The sequence below is a fragment of the Streptomyces sp. NPDC007875 genome, from assembly GCF_042868035.1.
GTDB lineage: Bacteria > Actinomycetota > Actinomycetes > Streptomycetales > Streptomycetaceae > Streptomyces > Streptomyces antimycoticus.
Genome location: NZ_JBIADZ010000002.1, coordinates 119,299 through 139,281, shown reverse-complemented (window position 1 = coordinate 139,281; position 19,983 = coordinate 119,299). Strand labels below are relative to the sequence as shown.

General features: G+C 70.4%; 20 protein-coding genes. 13 read left to right on the top strand and 7 right to left on the bottom strand.

From position 1 onward, the window contains the following. From ACFYOY_RS04335 to ACFYOY_RS04295, 9 genes are all read left to right on the top strand, one after another. Complete coding sequence (locus tag ACFYOY_RS04335) at positions 1–2,532, top strand: DNA polymerase III subunit gamma and tau (RefSeq protein ID WP_388584729.1); 2,532 nt, start codon at positions 1–3, stop codon at positions 2,530–2,532. Positions 2,533–2,661: 129 nt separating this feature from the next. Continuing rightward, the gene (locus ACFYOY_RS04330) at positions 2,662–2,997 is read left to right on the top strand and encodes a YbaB/EbfC family nucleoid-associated protein (RefSeq protein ID WP_351882170.1); all 336 of its coding nucleotides are present in this window, start codon (positions 2,662–2,664) and stop codon (positions 2,995–2,997) included. Between the two features lie 307 nt (positions 2,998–3,304). Continuing rightward, positions 3,305–3,904: a recombination mediator RecR gene (gene recR, locus ACFYOY_RS04325; protein WP_059148202.1), complete on the top strand. Its 600-nt coding sequence runs from the start codon at positions 3,305–3,307 to the stop codon at positions 3,902–3,904. After that, positions 3,897–4,562: a DUF5063 domain-containing protein gene (locus ACFYOY_RS04320; RefSeq protein ID WP_351882168.1), complete on the top strand. Its 666-nt coding sequence runs from the start codon at positions 3,897–3,899 to the stop codon at positions 4,560–4,562. The genes recR and ACFYOY_RS04320 overlap by 8 nt, the downstream gene beginning before the upstream one ends. Before the next feature lie 351 nt (positions 4,563–4,913). Continuing rightward, on the top strand, positions 4,914–6,194 hold the full coding sequence (locus ACFYOY_RS04315) for an aspartate kinase (protein WP_078642287.1): 1,281 nt from the start codon (positions 4,914–4,916) through the stop codon (positions 6,192–6,194). Then, complete coding sequence (locus tag ACFYOY_RS04310) at positions 6,191–7,282, top strand: aspartate-semialdehyde dehydrogenase (RefSeq protein ID WP_093462965.1); 1,092 nt, start codon at positions 6,191–6,193, stop codon at positions 7,280–7,282. Before ACFYOY_RS04315 ends, ACFYOY_RS04310 begins: the two co-directional genes overlap by 4 nt. Before the next feature lie 506 nt (positions 7,283–7,788). After that, complete coding sequence (locus tag ACFYOY_RS04305; protein ID WP_030829843.1) at positions 7,789–8,364, top strand: SigE family RNA polymerase sigma factor; 576 nt, start codon at positions 7,789–7,791, stop codon at positions 8,362–8,364. A gap of 266 nt (positions 8,365–8,630) precedes the next feature. After that, positions 8,631–9,671, top strand: a complete 1,041-nt coding sequence (locus tag ACFYOY_RS04300) for a hypothetical protein (RefSeq protein ID WP_351882165.1) — start codon at positions 8,631–8,633, stop codon at positions 9,669–9,671. A gap of 172 nt (positions 9,672–9,843) precedes the next feature. Next, positions 9,844–10,770 (top strand): SURF1 family protein, encoded by a 927-nt coding sequence (locus tag ACFYOY_RS04295; protein WP_388584722.1) that lies wholly within the window; start codon positions 9,844–9,846, stop codon positions 10,768–10,770. On the opposite strand, the gene ACFYOY_RS04290 is transcribed toward ACFYOY_RS04295, so the two are convergent. Beyond that, on the bottom strand, positions 10,676–12,523 hold the full coding sequence (locus tag ACFYOY_RS04290; protein ID WP_351882161.1) for a prolyl oligopeptidase family serine peptidase: 1,848 nt from the start codon (positions 12,521–12,523) through the stop codon (positions 10,676–10,678). The two genes, ACFYOY_RS04295 and ACFYOY_RS04290, sit on opposite strands and share 95 nt — an antisense overlap. 105 nt (positions 12,524–12,628) lie before the next feature. Here ACFYOY_RS04290 and ACFYOY_RS04285 point away from each other — a divergent pair, with 105 nt between their 5' ends. Next, positions 12,629–13,003, top strand: coding sequence for a nuclear transport factor 2 family protein (locus ACFYOY_RS04285; protein WP_351882159.1), 375 nt, complete (start codon positions 12,629–12,631; stop codon positions 13,001–13,003). A gap of 189 nt (positions 13,004–13,192) precedes the next feature. Here the strand turns inward: ACFYOY_RS04285 and ACFYOY_RS04280 are convergent, their stop codons facing one another. Beyond that, positions 13,193–14,470: a cytochrome P450 gene (locus tag ACFYOY_RS04280; RefSeq protein ID WP_351882157.1), complete on the bottom strand. Its 1,278-nt coding sequence runs from the start codon at positions 14,468–14,470 to the stop codon at positions 13,193–13,195. 287 nt (positions 14,471–14,757) lie between these two features. Here ACFYOY_RS04280 and ACFYOY_RS04275 point away from each other — a divergent pair, with 287 nt between their 5' ends. Both ACFYOY_RS04275 and ACFYOY_RS04270 read left to right on the top strand, forming a co-directional pair. Beyond that, the gene (locus ACFYOY_RS04275) at positions 14,758–15,540 is read left to right on the top strand and encodes a VOC family protein (RefSeq protein WP_351882155.1); all 783 of its coding nucleotides are present in this window, start codon (positions 14,758–14,760) and stop codon (positions 15,538–15,540) included. A 124-nt stretch (positions 15,541–15,664) separates the two neighbouring features. Further along, the gene (locus ACFYOY_RS04270) at positions 15,665–16,051 is read left to right on the top strand and encodes a VOC family protein (protein WP_093462954.1); all 387 of its coding nucleotides are present in this window, start codon (positions 15,665–15,667) and stop codon (positions 16,049–16,051) included. A 95-nt stretch (positions 16,052–16,146) separates the two neighbouring features. Here ACFYOY_RS04270 and ACFYOY_RS04265 read toward each other — a convergent pair whose 3' ends face one another. The 5 genes from ACFYOY_RS04265 to ACFYOY_RS04245 all read right to left on the bottom strand — a co-directional run bounded on the left by ACFYOY_RS04265 (position 16,147) and on the right by ACFYOY_RS04245 (position 19,357). Further along, a complete protein-coding gene (locus tag ACFYOY_RS04265) occupies positions 16,147–16,575 on the bottom strand; it encodes a DUF1992 domain-containing protein (RefSeq protein ID WP_351882153.1) in 429 nt (142 codons plus the stop codon). A 101-nt stretch (positions 16,576–16,676) separates the two neighbouring features. After that, on the bottom strand, positions 16,677–17,267 hold the full coding sequence (locus tag ACFYOY_RS04260) for a TerD family protein (protein ID WP_351882151.1): 591 nt from the start codon (positions 17,265–17,267) through the stop codon (positions 16,677–16,679). Beyond that, positions 17,264–18,013 carry a hypothetical protein gene (locus tag ACFYOY_RS04255; protein ID WP_351882149.1) on the bottom strand — a complete coding sequence of 250 codons (750 nt, stop codon included), beginning with the start codon at positions 18,011–18,013 and terminating at the stop codon, positions 17,264–17,266. Before ACFYOY_RS04255 ends, ACFYOY_RS04260 begins: the two co-directional genes overlap by 4 nt. A gap of 176 nt (positions 18,014–18,189) precedes the next feature. After that, positions 18,190–18,765, bottom strand: a complete 576-nt coding sequence (locus ACFYOY_RS04250; RefSeq protein ID WP_351882147.1) for a TerD family protein — start codon at positions 18,763–18,765, stop codon at positions 18,190–18,192. 169 nt (positions 18,766–18,934) lie between these two features. Beyond that, on the bottom strand, positions 18,935–19,357 hold the full coding sequence (locus ACFYOY_RS04245) for a TOBE domain-containing protein (protein WP_351882145.1): 423 nt from the start codon (positions 19,355–19,357) through the stop codon (positions 18,935–18,937). A gap of 164 nt (positions 19,358–19,521) precedes the next feature. Here ACFYOY_RS04245 and ACFYOY_RS04240 point away from each other — a divergent pair, with 164 nt between their 5' ends. After that, positions 19,522–19,944 (top strand): MazG nucleotide pyrophosphohydrolase domain-containing protein, encoded by a 423-nt coding sequence (locus ACFYOY_RS04240; protein WP_388584714.1) that lies wholly within the window; start codon positions 19,522–19,524, stop codon positions 19,942–19,944. The last annotated feature ends 39 nt before the right edge of the window (positions 19,945–19,983 follow it).

Here is a 19,983-nt window from a genome sequence, read left to right as displayed (position 1 = left end):
GTGTCGTCCCTCGCGCTGTACCGCCGCTACCGCCCCGAGACCTTCGCGGAGGTCATCGGGCAGGAGCATGTCACCGGCCCGCTGCAGCAGGCGCTGCGCAACAACCGGGTCAATCACGCGTATCTCTTCAGTGGTCCCCGCGGGTGTGGCAAGACGACCAGTGCGCGCATCCTGGCCCGCTGTCTGAACTGTGAGAAGGGTCCCACTCCGGCGCCGTGCGGCGAGTGCCAGTCGTGCCAGGACCTCGCGCGGAACGGACCGGGGTCGATCGATGTGATCGAGATCGACGCCGCGTCGCACGGTGGTGTGGACGACGCCCGTGAGCTGAGGGAGAAGGCGTTCTTCGGGCCCGCGTCGAGTCGTTACAAGATCTACATCATCGACGAGGCCCATATGGTCACCTCGGCGGGGTTCAACGCCCTGCTGAAGGTGGTCGAGGAGCCTCCGGAGCACCTCAAGTTCATCTTCGCGACCACCGAGCCGGAGAAGGTCATCGGCACGATCCGGTCGCGTACGCACCACTATCCGTTCCGGCTCGTGCCACCCGGGACGCTCCGCGAGTATCTGGGAGAGGTCTGCGGGCGCGAGGCGATCCCGGTCGAGGACGGGGTGCTGCCGCTGGTGGTGCGGGCCGGGGCCGGGTCGGTGCGGGATTCGATGTCGGTGATGGACCAGCTGCTCGCGGGCGCGGCCGACGACGGTGTGACCTACGCCATGGCGACCTCGCTGCTCGGTTATACGGACGGCTCGCTGCTCGACTCGATCGTGGACGCCTTCGCGGCGACCGACGGCGCGGCGGCGTTCGAGGTCGTCAACCGCGTGATCGAGGGGGGCAACGACCCCCGGCGTTTCGTCGCCGATCTGCTGGAGCGGCTGCGCGATCTGGTGATCCTCGCCGCCGTGCCGGACGCCGCGGAGAAGGGGCTCATCGACGCCCCGGCTGATGTGGTGGAGCGGATGCAGGCGCAGGCGTCGGTCTTCGGCGGCGCCGAGCTGAGCCGCGCGGCGGACCTGGTCAACGAGGGCCTTACGGAGATGCGCGGCGCCACCTCGCCGCGGCTGCAGCTGGAGCTGATCTGCGCCCGGGTACTGCTGCCCGCCGCCTTCGACGATGAGCGCTCGGTGCAGTCGCGGCTGGAGCGGCTGGAGCGCGGGGCCCTCGCGGGCGGCCTGGGCGGTGGAGCCGGTGCCGGTGCTGGTGGCGTCGCTGGGGCGGCGGGGCCCGGGCCCGCCATGGGGTACGTACCGGGGCCCGACGCTCACGCTCCGGCCGCACCGCCCGCCGCTGGGCCGTCCGGTCCGGCCGCCGCGCGTGCGGCGATGGCCGGGGGAGGGCCCGGCCAGGGGCAGGCCCCAGAGGGGCCGGGCGGTGCCGAGGCACCCGGCGGGTGGCCCGCGGGTGCGCGGCCGGCCGCGGACAGCGGTCCGGGCGGCGCCGCAGACGGAGGACAGCAGGCCGGTGCCCCGGCCGCGCCCGTGGAGGGCGGCGGCGGGCAGCGGCCCGGAGCATGGCCGTCGAGCGCCCAGTCCGCTGCGGTGGAGGGTGGCGGATCGCGGCCCGGAGCCTGGCCCACCGCCTCGGCGCCCGGCTCCGGTGCGTCCGGTGCGTCCGGGCCGTCTGGTGCTTCCGATGTCGGCGGTGCCTCCGGTGGTGGCGGTGCCTCCGGTGGTGGGGCGCCCGCTCGGCAGCCCGGTGGCTGGCCCACGGCCACCGCGCCGGGGCAGGGCGGCGGCGCACCTGCGCAGACGCCCGCAGCGCCTTCCGCGCCGACCGCGTCGACCCCGCCTCCCGCGTCCGCCGCGCCCTCCGCGCCCTCCGCGCCCTCGCAGGGCGCACCGAGCATGGCGCAGGGTGCCGTGCAGGTGCGGCAGATGTGGCCGGACATCCTGGAGGCGGTCAAGAACCGCCGCCGCTTCACCTGGATCCTGCTGAGCCAGAACGCGACGGTGTCCGGCTTCGACGGCACCACCCTCCAGCTCGGCTTCTCCAACGCGGGCGCGCGCGACAGCTTCGTGGGCGGCGGCAGCGAGGACGTTCTGCGGCAGGCGCTCCAGGACGCCATCGGCGTGCAGTGGCGGATCGAGGCGATCGTCGATCCCTCGGGCGGCGCCGGACAGCAGGGCGGCGGTCCGGGTGGCACCGGTGGTCCGGGCGGTTCCGGCGGCTTCGGCGGAGGCGGTGGCGCCACCGGCGGTGGCTTCGGCGGTGGTGGCGGCTTCGGCGGCGGGAGTGGCCCCGGTGGCGGCGGCCCCGGCGGCGGTGGCCAGTCCGCCGCGCCACGGCAGTCCGCGCCCCGGCCCGCTCCCGCCTCCCCGCCCCCGGCCGCCCCCGCCGCGCCGTCCGGGGCCGCGGACGCGGGCCCGCCCCCCGAGGCGGCGGCGTACCGGGAGCCCGAGCCTCCGCGGGTCGCGCTGGAGGACGACATGCCGGCCGAGGACGACCCGGACCTGGACGACACCGCGCTGAGCGGGCACGACCTGATCGTTCGCGAGCTCGGTGCCACGGTGATCGAAGAGATCGTCAACGAGTAGGAGGCGTGGGTCCCGCACCCATGCCCTATGTAGCCGTGTCTCCTCCGTACGGCGTAGAGCAGGGCGCTCGGGGAGCACGTAGGCTCGGGCTATCGAAGAGAACGACTGTCGAGCGCCAGGAGCGAAGCCGTGATCCCCGGTGGTGGCCAGCCGAATATGCAGCAGTTGCTGCAGCAGGCTCAGAAGATGCAGCAGGACCTCGCCGCGGCCCAGGAGGAGCTGGCCCGGACTCATGTCGAGGGTTCCGCGGGCGGTGGCCTGGTGAAGGCGACCGTGACCGGTTCCGGTGAGTTGCAGGGCCTGGTCATCGATCCCCAGGCCGTGGATCCTGAGGACACGGAGACCCTCGCGGATCTGGTCGTCGCGGCCGTCCGTGACGCCAACAACGCCGCGCAGGAGCTCCAGCAGCAGAAGCTCGGCCCGCTCGCCCAGGGGCTGGGCGGTATGCCCGGGCTCCCGTTCTGATCCTCGGGTCCCTCGGGTGCCTCGGGTGCCTCGGGTGCCTCGGGCCCGGTCGTCGGGATTCCGGATCCTCGGGGTTCTCGGTTCCTTGGGTTTTCGGGTCCCCGGGCTCTCCAATCTCATAGGGTTCCGTAATCCCACCGGTTCCCCAGGGCTCTCCGGGCCCACGGGATTGCCGGGCTCCTCGGGCCCACCCGGCTCCCCGGGCCCGGCCGCGGGACCACGGCGGCCCCGGCAGTGAGGGTGCGGCGCAACCGAATATTCATATGCAGTACAGCCACCGCGCGGCGGCGCGAGATTGGATGAAGGCGTGTACGAGGGCGTGGTCCAGGACCTCATCGACGAGTTGGGCAGGCTGCCCGGCGTCGGTCCCAAGAGCGCGCAGCGGATCGCCTTCCACATCCTGCAGTCCGAGCCCACCGACGTCCGCCGCCTCGCGCATGCGTTGACCCAGGTCAAGGAGAAGGTGCGGTTCTGCGCGGTCTGCGGGAACGTCGCCGAGGCCGAGCAGTGCCGCGTCTGCCAGGACCCCCGTCGCGACCCCGCGATCATCTGCGTGGTCGAGGAGCCGAAGGACGTCGTCGCGATCGAGCGGACGCGTGAGTTCCGGGGCCGCTATCACGTGCTCGGCGGGGCGATCAGCCCCATCGAGGGCGTGGGCCCGGACGATCTGCGGATCAGGGAGCTGCTGGGGCGGCTCGCGGACGGGACGGTTACGGAGCTCATCCTGGCCACCGATCCGAATCTGGAGGGCGAAGCCACCGCCACGTACCTCGCGCGCATGATCAAGCCCATGGGTTTGAAGGTCACTCGCCTGGCCAGCGGCCTCCCTGTCGGTGGAGACCTGGAGTACGCCGACGAGGTCACGCTGGGTCGTGCCTTCGAAGGGAGAAGACTTCTCGATGTCTGACGCAACGCTGCACGACGCCCACCCGGACCCGGACGACTTCGCGGTCCAGATCTCCGACCAGATCGAGAGCTTCATCGTCGCGGTCACCGAAGTCGCCAAGGGGGACGAGCCGGACAGCGCTGTGCCGTTTCTGCTCCTCGAGCTGTCCCAGCTGCTCCTCGCGGGCGGCCGACTCGGTGCGCACGAGGACTTCGTTCCGGACGAGCGGTACGAACCGGACGTCGGTCCGGAGCCGGACGTCGACGAGCTGCGTGAGCGCTTCGCCCAGCTGCTGGAGCCGGTGGACATCTACTCGGAGGTCTTCGACCCGTACGTGCCGCGCAGCCAGCCCGTCGCCTGCCGGATCTCCGACGATCTCGCCGGGATCATCACCGATCTGCGGCACGGGATGGCGCACTACCGCGAGGGCAGGATCAGCGAGGCGCTGTGGTGGTGGCAGTTCTCGTACCTCTCCAACTGGGGGACGACCGCCTCGGCGGCCCTGCGCGCGCTGCAGTCGCTGGTCGCGCACGTACGGCTGGACAGCCCGCTGGACGAGCTGGACGGCCTGGACACGGACAGCAACGCGGGCGGTGACGAGGAGCTCGCGGAGGAGGCCGGCCGGGTCATGGCGGCGGAGATCGCGGGACCGCTCGGCCTGCGCTCGGGGCCGAGCTGAGGCGTGCCCGGGACGGCTGCTCGGGGCCGCGCCGAGGCGTGCCCGGGACGGCCGACGGCACGATCCGAAACGGCCCGCGGGGGCGACCCGCGACCCGTCCGAGCCTGTGAGCTGGGTTACGTTCCCGTGTGCTTCGGCGGCGAGGGGGAAGGGTTGGTCGCTGAGCGGGTGGGAGGGATGCGGGGAATCTCGCGGACGCATGGACGTATGCGTCGCGTGATGCCCCTTGTCTCCTTGCCCTTCTTGATCACCTTGTGAGGCATTCGTCTCGCTATGTGATATTGGGAGGGCAAATTCCGGCCGCTCGTTAAACTGAGCCGACCGCATTATTGAGAGCTGCGAGGAGCGCACGTGGGCCTTGTCGTGCAGAAGTACGGAGGCTCCTCCGTTGCCGATGCCGAAGGCATCAAGCGGGTCGCCAAGCGAATCGTGGAAGCCAAGAAGAACGGCCACCAGGTGGTCGTCGTGGTCTCCGCGATGGGCGACACGACGGACGAGCTGATCGATCTCGCCGAGCAGGTATCCCCGATTCCTACTGGGCGCGAGTTCGACATGCTGCTGACCGCGGGAGAGCGGATCTCCATGGCCTTGCTGGCGATGGCGATCAAAAACCTCGGTCACGAGGCGCTGTCGTTCACCGGCAGCCAGGCGGGAGTCATCACCGACGCGGTTCACAACAAAGCGCGGATCATCGACGTCACGCCGGGCCGCATCCGTGACGCGCTCGAGCTGGGCGCGGTCGCGATCGTCGCGGGCTTCCAGGGCGTGTCCCAGAAGAGCAAGGACATCACCACCCTCGGCCGGGGCGGTTCGGACACCACCGCGGTCGCGCTGGCCGCGGCCCTGGATGCCGAGGTGTGCGAGATCTACACCGATGTGGACGGCGTGTTCACCGCCGATCCGCGCGTGGTGAAGAAGGCTCGCAAGATCAACGAGATTCCGTACGAGGACATGCTGGAGCTCGCCGCGAGCGGTTCCAAGGTGTTGCACCTGCGCTGCGTGGAGTACGCGCGCCGGTACAACATCCCCATCCACGTACGGTCGTCTTTCTCCGGCCACCAGGGCACCTGGGTGCGCAACCGGCCGGAAGCGGGAGAAGGAGAAGAAGGCATGGAGCAGGCGATCATCTCCGGGGTCGCGCACGACACGTCCGAGGCCAAGGTCACGGTCGTCGGGGTGCCGGACAAGCCGGGTGAGGCCGCGGCCATCTTCCGCACCATCTCCGACGCCGAGATCAACATCGACATGGTGGTGCAGAACGTCTCCGCCGCGTCGACCGGGCTGACCGACATCTCCTTCACGCTGCCGAAGACGGACGGCCACCGGGCGATGGAGGCGCTGACCAAGGCGAAGTCGCTGATCGGCTTCGACTCGCTGCGCTACGACGACCAGATCGCCAAGATCTCCCTGATCGGTGCCGGAATGCGCACCAACCCGGGGGTCACCGCGACCTTCTTCGAGGCGCTGTCGAATTCCGGGGTCAACATCGAGCTGATCTCGACCTCCGAGATCCGCATCTCGGTCGTCACCCGCGCCGACGATGTGAAGGACGCGGTGGTGGCCGTGCACAGCGCCTTCGGCCTGGACAGCGACAGCGACGAAGCGGTGGTTTACGGAGGGACTGGCCGATGATCGGTCATGGCGGTGCCGCCGGGGACGACAAGCCCACCCTCGCGGTCGTCGGTGCCACCGGCGCCGTCGGCACCGTCATGCTCTCGATCCTCTCGGAGCGCGCCGACATCTGGGGCGAGATCCGGCTGATCGCCTCGCCCCGCTCGGCCGGCCGGAAGCTGACCGTCCGGGGTGAGCAGGTCGAGGTCATCGCGCTGAGCGAGGAGGCGTTCGAGGGCGTCGACGTCGCGATGTTCGACGTACCGGACGAGATCTCGGCGCGGTGGGCGCCCATCGCGGCGAGCAAGGGTGCGGTGGCCGTCGACAACTCCGGCGCGTTCCGGATGGACCCCGATGTCCCCCTGGTGGTGCCGGAGGTGAACGCGCACGCGGCCCGTGTCCGCCCGCGCGGCATCATCGCCAACCCCAACTGCACCACCCTGTCGATGATCGTGGCGATGGGCGCGCTGCACGCCGAGTTCGGGCTGAGTGAGCTGATCGTCTCCTCGTACCAGGCGGTCTCCGGTGCGGGCAAGGAAGGCATCGACGCCCTGCGCGAGCAGCTCGCGCTGGTCGCCGGTACGGAGTTGGGCACCCACCCCGGGGACGTACGGCGGGCGGTGGGCGACACCGGGCCGTTCCCGGCCCCGATGGCGCTCAATGTGGTGCCGTTCGCCGGTTCGCTCAAGGAGGACGGCTGGTCCTCCGAGGAGCTCAAGGTGCGCAACGAGTCCCGCAAGATCCTGGGGCTGCCGGAGCTGAGGGTCACCGCGACCTGTGTCCGGGTGCCCGTGATCACCACGCATTCGCTGGCCGTGCACGCGCGGTTCGAGAACGAGGTGACGGTCGAGGCGGCGCACGAGATCCTGGCGGGCGCCCCCGGCGTGGTGCTGTGCGACAACCCGGCGGAGGGCGAATTCCCCACCCCCGCCGACGCCGTGGGCACCGACCCCACCTGGGTGGGCCGGGTACGGCGGTCGCTGGACGACCCGAGGGCGCTGGAGTTGTTCGTCTGCGGCGACAACCTGCGCAAGGGCGCGGCACTGAACACCGCGCAGATCGCGGAGGTCGTCGCGGCGGAGCTGGCCGGCGGGGCCGCCGCGAGGTGAGAAGGCCGCAGGGCCCGCCCGTCCCCAAGGAGGGCCCACGGCCAGGTATTCCCCCGGCCCGCCACCAGGTGGGGCCCGCCACCAGATGACGATCCGTGGTCAAGTGAGGGGCCCGGGCCGCCGTAAGGTGAGCGGCCGTCTTAAAGTGACGTTTCACCAGTGCGTCGATCGGCAGATGTGAATATCCTGTGTGCATGTCACTGGCCTGGACCAGCTGAGCTGGGCCGTTGATCTGATCGGCGTATTCACTCCCCGCCCGCTGCAACCGGCAGTGGGTGGGGGGCGTCTTTCCAGCCGCCCCGTAGTGGGCGCAGGGATAATTGGGGCATTGGGGAAGAATTGATGCGCATGGGGGCATTGAACGCATCGTCAAAAGCGGTGCCTCGCGCGTACAACCCTGACAGGGGGCGGCGTGTCCAACAGGCGTGGCAGAGGTATTCGGCATCGCAACGGTTCCAAGGCGCGGCGGCGCGGCGGCGGTACGCCCCCCGCGTACGCCAGGTGGCATGCCGGTGATCGCGCCATGGCCGACGGCCCGCCCCGCGCACATCACAACAGGGCGCGAGGATACTGACGACGCGATGGCAGCGGGCACCACAGTCGATCACCTCACCGAGACCTACCGCGCCCATTACCGGTCGCTGCTCGGTCTCGCCGCGCTCCTTCTCGACGACACCGCGTCCTGCGAGGACGTCGTGCAGGAAGCGTTCATCCGTGTGCACTCGGCGCGCAAGAGAGTCCGGGATCCCGAGAAGACCCTTGCCTATCTGCGGCAGACGGTCGTCAATCTCTCCCGCTCCGCGCTGCGCCGGCGCATCCTCGGGCTGAAGCTGCTCTCCAAGCCGATGCCCGATATGGCCAGTGCCGAGGAGGGGGCGTACGAACAGCTTGAACGCGATCAATTGATCAAGGCGATGAGGGGACTTCAGCGCCGTCAGCGCGAGGTTCTCGTGCTGCGCTACTTCGCCGATATGACCGAGGCCCAGGTGGCCGAGACGCTGGGCATATCGCTCGGCTCGGTCAAGGCGTACGGGTCGCGCGGCATCGCGGCGCTCCGCGTCGCCATGGAGGCTCCGGCATGAACCACATCACACATACGCCGGACCCGGACGATCCCGGGCGGCGGACGGGCCATGAGCCCGAGTCCCGAGAACCAGTGGAGTCCACGGAGCCGATGGAACCGGTAGAGCCGGCGGAGTCCACGGAGGCCGGTGAGTCTGCGAGGTCCGCGGATTCCACGGAGGCCCGTGAGTCCGCCGGGTCCACTGGGGCTGCCGGGCCCACGGGCCCCGAGGAGTCCGGCGGGTCCGCAGGGGCCAGGGAGTCCGCTGCGTCCGGACAGGGGCAGGTGACGCCCCTCCGGATTCAGCTCGACGACGACGGGCCCGGGGGTGAGGACGAGGAGGCGCTGCGGCGGCTGCTGCACCGCGCCGTCGACGATCTCGAACCGTCCTCCGACTCCCTCGACCATCTGCGGCGCGCCGTGCCCGCCCGCCGTGCGCGGCGGCGCCAGGCCCTGGTCGGGGCCGCGGCCGCGGTGGTGCTCGGCTGCGCGGCCGTACCGGCGCTGGTGCACGTCGCGACCACCAGCAACGGCGCGGACGACCGACCGGCCAATGCCGCCAGCAGCCACCGCACCCCTGAGACCAGCGGCGGCCGGCACGGCGAGGGCAGTGGCGGCAAGGGCTCCGACGGGCCCGCCGACACGGTCGAGCAGGACAAGGGCGACAAGGACAAGGACAAGGGGAAGGACAAGCCGCCGAAGGGCGAGGAGGAGGGCGGCTCCGGCGGTACGGCCCCCGACCCCTCCAACACGCTGAACGCCACCTCCCCCACCTGCAGCCGTGCCCAGCTCACCAGCGGTGGCGCGGGATCGGTCGGTGCGGCCGACGCCGAGGGACGGGTCTACGGCTCGTTCCGCGTCGCGAACGTCTCGGACAGCGCCTGCACGGTCGAGGGCAGCGGCTCGGTGGGCGCGAGCGCCCAGGGCGGTGCGGATGCCTCGCGGATCCTCGTCGTCGACCATACGGCGGGGGACGCGGCGGCAGGGCTGCCCGACCCCTCGATCCAGCCGGGCACGCTCATCCTCAAGCCCGGCCAGGCGTACGAGGTCAAGTTCGCCTGGATCCCGGCGGCGGGCGGCGGCAACAGCGGCTGCTCCACCACCGGCACCCCGACCCCCGATCCGTCCACGGACCCGGCCCAGGACGGGCCGCAGGACAACCCCAGCGCGGGCGAGCCGGGCGGTGGCGGCGGCGGTGAGCCGCAGGACGCGAGCGTCCTGGTCAGCCACACACCGGAGGCGGGTGACCCGGCCGCGGCGAGCGTGACGATCAGTGGCGCCTGTGCCGGAACGATCTACCGCACCGGTCTGCTGGCGTCCCTCTAGATCTGCTGGCGTCCCTCTGGAGCTGTGGGGCAGCGGCCTCCCGGGGAGCCGCCCCCAGGAGGCCCCTGCGGCGCTCCTGACGCGCCGCAGCGGGGTCCCGGGGCCGGCGCGCGGGGGTCTGTGGGGCGGCCCCGCCGCCGGGACCCCGACGCGAAGCCCGTACCGTGGTGGTGTGTATCGGTTTCTGCTGACACCCCGCTGGTGGGTGATCAACGTGTTCACCCTGCTGGCGATCCCGGTCTGCCTCTTCATGGGCAGCTGGCAGCTCAGCCGCTTCGAGACGCGCGTCGACACGCATAACCAGCAGCAGGACGACGCCTCCCGCGAGCGGAAGGCCGCGGCCCGGCCGCTGAGCGATCTGCTGCCGGTCACCGCGAAGACCTCCGGGGAGCGGGCGACCGCCACCGGCCGATACGACACCACACATCAACTCCTCGTGCCCGACAGGCGGCTGGACGGCCGCGACGGCTTCTATGTGCTGACACTGCTCCGCGTGAACGGGGACGTCGGCGGAGGCAAGGACGGGGCCGACGGCAAGGACGGAGCCGGAGCCAAGGACGGAGCCGGGGCCAAGGCGCTGCCCGTCGTCCGTGGCTGGCTCCCCGGCGACGCCGACGATCCGGCGGCCGCCGCCAAGGTGCCCGCACCCCCCTCCGGTGAGGTGACCGTCACAGGAGCCCTCCAGGCGTCCGAGCACCAGGGCGGCGACGGGGTGAGCGCGGCCGGTGGCCTCCCCCGCGGTCAGCTGGGCATGATCAGCGCCGCCTCCCTGGTCAACCTGGTGCCGTATCAGGTGTACGACGCCTGGGTGACCTCCTCCCAGGCTCCCGGGGCCCTGAAGCCGGTGCCCCCCACGGCGGCGGAGGGCACCGGGCTCGACATCAAGGCGTTCCAGAACCTGGGCTACACCGGTGAGTGGTTCGTCTTCGCGGGCTTTGTGATCTTCATGTGGTTCCGGCTGTTCCGCCGCGAGGCCGAGACGGCCCGCGATCTGGCCCTCGGCATCACACCGCCCGAGCCGGCGGCTCCGACGGCGCTGGATGCGGACCGGAACCCAGATGACGCCGAGCGAACTCGATCTCCAAGCGCAACTGCTTGATCCGCTCCTCGACGACCAGCGAGCCGTGCCCCGCGTCATAGCGGTAGACCTCATGCGGGGTGCCGCGCTGCTCGAGCCGCTCCACATAGTTGTCGATCTGCCGTATGGGGCAGCGGGGGTCGTTCAGCCCCGCCGAGATGTAGACCGGCGCCCGCACCTGATCCACATAGGTCAGCGGGGACGACGCCTCGAACCGCTCCGGCACCTCCTCCGGGGTGCCGCCCAGCAGGGTGCGGTCCATCGCCTTCAGGGCCTCCATCTCGTCGTGGTAGGCCGTCACATAGTCCGCGACCGGGACCGCGGCCAGCCCCAGCGCCCAGGAATCCGGCTGGGTCCCGATCCCCAGCAGCGTCAGATAGCCGCCCCATGAACCGCCGGCCAGCACCAGCCGCTCGGGGTCGGCGAGCCCGGAGGCCACCGCCCACTCCCGCACGGCCGCGATGTCCTCCAGCTCGATCAGCCCGACCCGGTGCTTGAGCGCGTCCGTCCACGCCCGCCCGTACCCCGTCGAGCCGCGGTAGTTGACCCGCACCACGGCGAAGCCGTGGTCCACCCAGGCCGCGGGGCCCGCCGCGAAGGCGTCGCTGTCATGCCAGGTCGGCCCGCCGTGGATGTCGAAGACCGTCGGGAAGGGGCCCTCGCCCGCGGGCTTCTGCACCAGCGCGTGCACCCGCCCGCCGGGGCCGTCCACCCACGCGTCGGTGACCCGCACCGACTCCGGGGCCGCGAAGCCGGGTGGGTCCAGCACCGTCCGCCCGCTCGTCGACCGCACCTGGGGCGGCTTCTCGGCCGACGACCACAGGAACTCCACCGTGCCGTCCGGCCGCGCCGTGGCGCCCGAGATCGTCCCCGGCGGGGTCTCCAGGCGGGTCAGCTCGCCGGAGCCGAGGTCGTACCGCAGCAGCTCGCTGCGCGCCTGATGGCTGTGCTCGACCAGCAGCGCCGATCCGTCCGGGAACCAGTCCGCCCCGACGTCACCGGGCAGATCGATCGCCAGCGCGGTCTCCACACCGGTCACCGGATCCCACACCATGGGCTCCCACCGGCCGCGCCGCTGGTGCCCGACCAGCAGCCGGGTGTCCCCCTCGACGGGCGCGAAGCCCATCACGGACAGGCCCAGCTCCTCGGTGCCGCCCTTGGTGTCGTCCAGCTCCGCGACGGCCGTCCCGTCCAGCCGCAGGACGCGGATCGCCGAGTGCATCGCGTCGCCGTGCTCGGTGTGCTCGATCGCGATCAGCGTCCCGTCATGGGAGAGATCGCCCACTCCGGCGGACTCGCGATGCCGGTAGATCTCCTCGGGCTCGCCGCCCGGCCGCACCACATGGATGGTCGAGCCGTCCTCGTCGGTGGACCGCCCGACGACCGCCGTGCCGTCGCGGCCCAGCGCGAGCCCCGCGGGATAGGAGGGGTCCAGGCCGGGGGCCGCGGGCTCGTCGGCCGGGCGCTCGTCCCCCTCGCCGCCGGTGAACGGCTGGCGCAGCCACACCCCGAACTCATCACCATCGGTGTCCGAGAACCACCAGATCCACCGGCCGTCCGGCGACAACACCCCGTCGGTCGTCCCGTTCGGCCGGTCCGTGACCTGCCGCTGCGCACCGGTCGCCCGATCCCATGCGTACAGCTCGTATGTGCCCGTGGCGTTGGAGACGAACAGTGAGTGGTCCGGGGCTTCTTCCGCCCAGTCGGGCAGCCCCACTCGCGGCGCCCGGAAGCGCTTTTCCCAGTCCGGCATGGACTCCGTGCTCTCAGTCATGCTCACCATTCTGCGCCGCACCGCGACATACGCGCTGGCGTCGCCCCGCGCCTGTGGATAACGTTCCCGGCGGGATGGACGGGGCCGTACACCGAGGGGGAGCTGATGGCCGACATAGCCGCGACAGTGGAGACGTACTGGGCAACGGCCCAGGCCAGGGACTGGCGGGCGTTCGGTGCCACGCTCGCCGACGACGTCCGCTACGAACTGCCGCAGACCCGCGAGCGGGTGCTCGGCCGGGACGGTGTGGTCCGCTTCAACGCCGAGTACCTGGGCGAGTGGAGTCTGGAGGTCGAGCGCGTCATCGCCGACGGTGAGCAGGCGGTCTCCTGGGTGCGCTTCAGCGAGGACGAGGAGGAGACACAGGCGATCAGCTTCTTCACCGCCTCGGCGGACGGCCGGATCCAGACCATCACCGACTTCTGGCCCGCGCCGTACGAGCCTCCGCGTGAGCGCGAGCAAACGGTCGAGCGCTTCTGAGTGCTCCTGGACGCCTCTGACTGCTCGCAGGCGATGCAGGGCAGCAGCTTGAACTTTTCCGTCCGCACCCGTCCGTAGCTTCTCCGTGCGCGATTCCGCGCCTTCCCCCGGGGCCCGCCTCTCCGGCTCCCACCCTTCCGGCCCCACCCCCTGCCCCTCCCCTTCACCCCGTCCCCTCCCCGGGCTCCGCTACCTCAGCAGCACCGGCAGCTCGTCCACGCCATAGACGATGGAGAGCTTCCGGAAGGAGAGCTTCTCCGCCGGTACCGCGAGTTGCATCTCCGGGAACCGCCGTATGAGGGCGGGGTAGGCGGCCCGGAGTTCCATCTTGGCCAGCTCGGCGCCGATGCAGCGGTGGATGCCGTATCCGAAGGCCAGATGCGAGGGGGCCTGCCGGTGCGGATCGACCCGCTCCATGTCGGGGCCCAGCTTCTCGTCGCGGTTGGCGCCGCTGAGTGAGCACAGCACCAGATCGCCGGCGGATATCCGTGTGCCCGCGATCTCCATGTCCTCGCGGGCGAACCGCGGGAAGGCCACCTGCACCACCGTGAGATAGCGCAGCAGCTCCTCCACGAACGGGTCCACGACATCGTCGTGATCACGTATCGCGGCGAACTGCTCGGGGGCCTGGAGCAGCACCAGCGTGCCCAGCGCCAGCATGCTCGCGGTCGTCTCGAGACCGCCGGTCAGCACCCCGTCGGCGAGCCCGGCCAGCTCCTGGTCGTCGAGTTCATCGCCGTGCTCCTTCACCAGCATGCCGAGCAGCCCGTCTCCGGGCGTCTCGCGCTGCTTCCGGACGATCCCGTGCAGATAGGAAAGGGAGTCCGACATCGCGCCGAGAGAGGCGTTCGCCCCGCCGAAGAGGTCGAACCGCGCGGTGCTGTGGCGCTGGAAGTCATCGCGGTCCTCGTACGGCACCCCGAGCAGCTCGCAGATGACCAGCGCGGGAATGGGGAGGGCGAACGCCTCCACGAGATCCACCGGGCCCTCGGCCGCCGCCATCTCGTCGAGGCGCTCTTCCACGATGGAGTGGATGAGCGGGGTGAGCCTGCTGAGCCGCCGCATGGTGAATTCGGGCGTCAGCAGGCGTCGCAGTCTCGTATGCGTCGGTGGATCGCTGAAGCCGAGACCTCCCGGATTCTGCTGCGGGGCGACGCCGATGTTCCGTTCCGCGAGGTTGGTGAAATCGGAGCTGAACCCCTTCGCCTTTCCGAGCACCGCCTTGGTCTCGTCATATCCGGTGACAAGCCAGGCATTGATGCCGAAAGGCAGCCATATCTTGCTGATGGGTTCTTTTGCCCTGGTTCGGGACAGATCGGCAATGGGGTCGAGTCCATCGCGCCTCAGTGGCGCCAGCGTGGCGTCCGGGAGGAACGACATCTTGGACAAGTCGAAGCCATTCTTCTGAATTCTCGAAAAGTACTTGCGGCCCAGCCAGGAGACGATGTTTGAGCGGAGATTCGACATGGGCGCAATACTGCCCTGCCATGGCCGGCCGGCCATGCTCCAGTGCCGGACGTGCCCCGGTGTGATGCGCCACAACGCACGTGCTCCCTGCTCGGGCGGGCGCGCCGGTGGGCATCAAGGTGGCGCCGACCGCGAAATCAGAGGAAAGTGGAGATATCGGGCATGAAGCACGAGCGATGACGGCTGCCTGCGGGACGCCTGTGGCGCCCCCAGGGACATGAGTGAGGTGAGCGGCCTTGCGGGAGAGGTTCCGTGCTGTCCAGGGCGCACCGTGCTGGGTGAGTCTCATGGCAGCGGATCTGGACCGCGCGCACACCTTCTACGGAGAGCTCTTCGGCTGGGGCTTCCGCCCTACCCGGCAGGGCCACGGCCGTTACACCATCGCGTACACCGAGGGCGGCGTACCGACCGTCGGCATCGGTGCCTCGTCCCCCTCGGCGGGAGTGACCCTCCCGGTCACCTGGACCACGTACTTCGCGGCGGACAGCGCGGACGAGGTGGCCTCGCGCGTCCAGGAGCGCGGTGGCACGGTCGCCGTCGGGCCGCTGGAGTTCGGCAGCGGCCGGGTGGCCTGGGCGGCCGACCCGGACGGGGCCAACTTCGGCATCTGGGAGGGCGATCTGACCTCCGCCTGGTGGGGCGAGCGCAGACCGGGCGCGCCCGTATGGCTGGAGCTGCGCACCCGCGACGCCTTCGAGGCGGCGCTCTTCTATGGGCAGGTCTTCGGCTGGGACAGTCAGGAGCGAGAGCGCTGCGACGTCCGCTTCGAACACGACCGGGTGGTCCTTCATATCGACGGTAAGGCGGTCGCGGGGCTGCGCGGCGGCGCCCTCGAGGCCGCCCCGGACCCGAACGTCCGGCCCCGCTGGCGGGTCTACTTCTGCGTGGAGGACGTCGACGAGGTCGCCGAACGCGCCGCGGAACTCGGCGGCGGCATCCTCTCCCCGCCGACCGACACCCCCTATGGGCGCGTCGCGGCGCTGCGTGACCCGGAGGGCGGGATCTTCAACGTAGCGGCGGTCAGGAAAGAATCCGCCGACGGGGATGCCGCTTCCGTGGTGCGCGGCTGAGGAACTGGGCCTCGACGGTCGGAGGTGGTGCCGCCTACGATCGGAGATACGGCATCGCGTGTCGGTCACCGGCTGGGTGAGACATGGAGGTGCCCGTGAGATTGCCTTACGGAGGCATTCCACAGTGTCTGTCGAGTTGAATCACACGATCGTCCATTCTCTGGACAACCGCGAATCCGCAGAATTCCTGGCGAACATCCTTGGCCTTGAGGTGGGAGAAGAGTGGGGCCCATTCGTTCCGCTGGAGACGAGTAACGGCGTCACCTTGGACTTCGCCACGATTCCCGGTGAGTCGATCGTCATGCAGCATTACGCGTTCCTCATCTCGGACGAGGAGTTCGATGCGGCTTTCGAGCGGATCCGGCAGCAAGGGGTCACGTACTACGCCGATCCCCATCTGAAGCAGCCGGGCGAGATCAACCACCATCACGGCGGGCGCGGGTTGTACTTCATGGACCCGGCCGGTCATGGCATGGAGATCATCACTCGCCCGTACGGCAACGAGGAGTAGCCCGGGGCTGCCCTGGAACATGGGCCCCTGAATCGGGCAGACCCTGCACCACGAGTGGGCCGGGGCGCACCCGCCCCGGCCCACCTTCGTCGCGGTCAGCCGGGCCGGTCCTCGTCGTGCTCCATCCGCTCCCGGCGCTCCCGCCACTCCCGGACGACTTCGTCGATGTCGAAGGGCGTGAGATGGAGCGGCGGGCCGGGCGGGGGCCGCCGGATCGCCTCACGGATCTTGTCATTGACCTCCGAGAGGATCTCCCGCACTCTCCGTTCCGAGGGCGCCCTTTCCACGGCGGCGAGCGCGTCCTCCGCCTCTTTGCGCAGTACGAGTGTCGGGGGCAGAAATGACAGATTCTCGCGGGCCATCTTCTCCTTGACCCACCACAGATCGTCGTAGGGCTTGTCGAGGTTGGGGAGAGGTTTTCCCTTTCCCGGGAGGTTCGCGAACGCGCCGCGTTCCTCCGCCTCGCGGATCTGTCGGTCGGCCCATGTTTCGAAGCTGATGCCCGGGGGCTTTCGCTCGGTCACCCTCAGATTCTCCCTCGGACGGCGCGAAACGCGCCACAGGCCGTTTCAGCCCGCTTGTCAGATGCCGGGAGGAGCTTGCTTGTCAGGGCTTGCCCGTCAGGTCAGAGGTGGGAGGAGAGGACCGGCAGCAGATCCTGGAACGTCCGGCCGGTGGCGGGCGCGCCGATCGCCGACATCTGCCAGGCCCCGCCCGCCCCGCCCTCGCGGTGCACCTTGGCCATGATCTGGGCCGTGTAGGGGCCACCGCCGCTCAGGGTGTAGCGGGCCAGCTCCTGTCCGTTGGTCTCGTCGATCAGACGGCAGAAGGCGTTCTGCACCTCGGCGAAGGTCTGTCCGGTGAAGGAGTTCACCGTGAACAGGATCTGATCGACATGGGCCGGAACGCGCTGCAGATCGATCAGGATCGATTCATCGTCGCCGCCCTGACCGGTGCCACCGACGAGGTTGTCGCCGGTGTGCCGTACGGATCCGTCGTCGCTCGTCAGATGCTGGAAGAACACGACGTCGACGGCTTCCTGCCCGGCGAACAGCACGGCGGAGGCGTCCAGGTCGATCTCCTTGGCGGTCAACCGGGCGAGCAACCCCTTGCGCGGCGCGGCCTGCCAGCCCAGGCCCATGCGCACCGCGCTGAGCTCGCCCCCGTCGGACTTGCTCAGGTTGATCCGCTGGCCCTTGGCCAGATTTACGGTCATGTGCTTCCTTTCTCGCTCTTCTGATTCATCCGAGACGGTTTTTGCGACATCTTCAGCCGGTCGCGCAGAAACGGCAGGATGCCGCGGTGAAGAAGGGCCCTCAGCCAGGCGTCGCGGGCCGTGGCCACGGCCGCGTCATCCCGGCGTCTGACGTGTGGCGGGTGCGTGTACGGAAGCCGTTGGGCGCGCTGGTGATGGTCGGGGGCCGAGGTGTGGTGGCGTACGGCGGTGGCGAGCAGGCAGGCCACTCCGGCCGCCAGAGTGACTGCCGCGATCGTCGCGCTGGTCAGCCCGGCGGTCAACAGTGCCTCGGCCAGCTCCCGTTGGGAGTGGAAGAGCTTCAGCAGTCCGCCGAGGAGCAGAAAGGCCGCGGCCGAGGCACCGGCCAGAGCCGGTGCGAGGACGGCGAGCGCCGGCAGCAGCCCACGGACGCCTGCCGTGGGGGAGGGGCCACCCACAGCAGACCGGGCAGCTGAGGCAGAAGGGGCAGGCGTAACGAGCGCGGTGGACGGGCTCATCGCCGCGGCGGCGCGTTGCCGGAGGTGCGCGGCGTATTCGGGCGCGGCGGCCGTCGCGATCGCCTCGCTCTCCACCAGCGCCCGGGAGCGCAGCCGTTGGATGTCCGCGTCCCCGGTGGCCCCGTTGCGCCGCAGGGCCTCTCGGATCTCCGCCGTACGCAGCGCCTGGTGCAGCGCCCGCTCGAAGTCCGGCCTGTCCTCGGCCTGTAACCCGGGTGGGGCGGTCATGTCCGCTTCCTCGATGTGTCCGAACCGTATGAGTTGCGCGAGCCGTCCGGCTGTGCGAGCCGTCCGGCTGTGCGAACCGCGTAGCTGCGCTAACCGTCTAGCTGCACGCGCCGCGTGAACCGGCCGCCGAGCCCGCCTCAGGGGAAGGCCGGGCCCGACGATCACGGAGGAGGGCGTCAGAGATTGACGCCGAAGTCGGAGGCGATGCCCGCGAGCCCCGAGGCGTACCCCTGGCCGACCGCGCGGAACTTCCACTCCGCGCCATTGCGGTAGAGCTCGCCGAAGACCATCGCCGTCTCGGTCGCGGCGTCCTCGCTCAGGTCGTAGCGGGCGAGTTCGGCGTTGTCGGCCTGGTTGACCACCCGGATGAAGGCGTTGCGGACCTGGCCGAAGTTCTGGTCGCGGCCGTCCGCGTCGTGGATGGAGACCGGGAAGACGATCCTGGCGATCTCGGCCGGCACGGCGGCCAGATTGACCTTGATGGCCTCGTCGTCGCCCTCGCCCTCACCGGTCAGGTTGTCGCCGGTGTGCTCCACGGAGCCGTCGGGGCTGGTGAGGTTGTTGTAGAAGACGAAGTGCCGGTCGGACGCGACCTTCCCGGCCTCGTCGCACAGCAGGGCGCTCGCGTCGAGGTCGTAGGCGGCGCCCGTCGTCGTCCGTACGTCCCAGCCCAGGCCGATGACGACCGCGCTCAGGCCCGGCGCCTCCTTGCTCAGCGAGACGTTGCCGCCTTTGGACAGGGAAACTCCCACGATTTACTCCAGGTGCTCGGTGGACCGGAGTTAAAATCTACAGCACTGTAGAAATAAGCGGGGTGGGAGTGGAGAGGTTGGCGCGATCTGGCGGGCCGGGACCGGGCCGGGGACGACAGGCAATCGGCCCATCGACCGACCCCCCACCGACCACCACCGACTCATCGGCCTAGGCGGTGGCGAGCGACACCTCGGTCGACTTGATCAGCGCGGTGACGCGGCTGCCCTCGGTGAGCCCCAGCTCCGCCACGGCGTCCTGGGTGATGGCGGCCGTGAGCTCCTGGTCACGGCCGATGGCGATGACAACGGTGGCCATGGCGGCCCCGAGGGTGAGGTGGGTGACCGTGCCCGGGAAGCGATTGCGGATGCTCAGCCCCGAGACCTCCCCGGTGGCCAGAGCCACCTCGGTGGCCTTGGCCAGCGCCGTCACCTCCGACCCCTCCCCGATGCCGAGTTCCTTCACGGCGCTCATGGTCACGGCGGCCGTCACCATCTGACCCCCGGACAGCCGCCCCTGGACCGTGGCCATGACCTCGCCCGGGGTCACGGACACGACGGTGGCGGGGAGCTGATTGCGGATGCTGAGACTCATGGGTGCACCACCCCGGAGGCGGAGGTCAAGGGCCTGATACGCCTCACCCTAGGCACCCGCCCAAGGATCCGCGCGCCGACGCACGACGCTCCCCCACAACGCACGCTCCCACGCCCCCTGCCCCTACGACGCCTGACCGCTCACCCCCACGTACGATCGGACGGATGCGCCCCTCTCGCGCCGACCTCGTCCGCGAATTCCACCTGGCCTTCGGCCTCGACGCCCGTACGACCCCCACCGAGGTCTCACCGGAACTCGCCGCCCACCGCCAAAACCTACTGGCCGAGGAGTGCGCCGAAGTAGCCGAGGCGAGCGCCCACGGCACCGTCGACCACCTGGCCCACGAACTGGCCGACGTCGTCTACGTCGCCTACGGCACCGCCCTGGTCCATGGCATCGACCTCGACGAGGTGATCGCCGAGATCCACCGGGCCAACATGACCAAACTCGGCCCCGACGGCCGCCCCACCCTGCGCGCCGACGGCAAGGTCCTCAAGGGCGCCCACTACCAGGCCCCCGACGTCCCGGCCGTCCTACGCCGCCAGGGCTGGACCGACGCCTCCGCCGCGTCCGCCGCGTCCGAATAGGCGACCGACAGCTCGGCGACCGACGCCTGGCGGTTGACA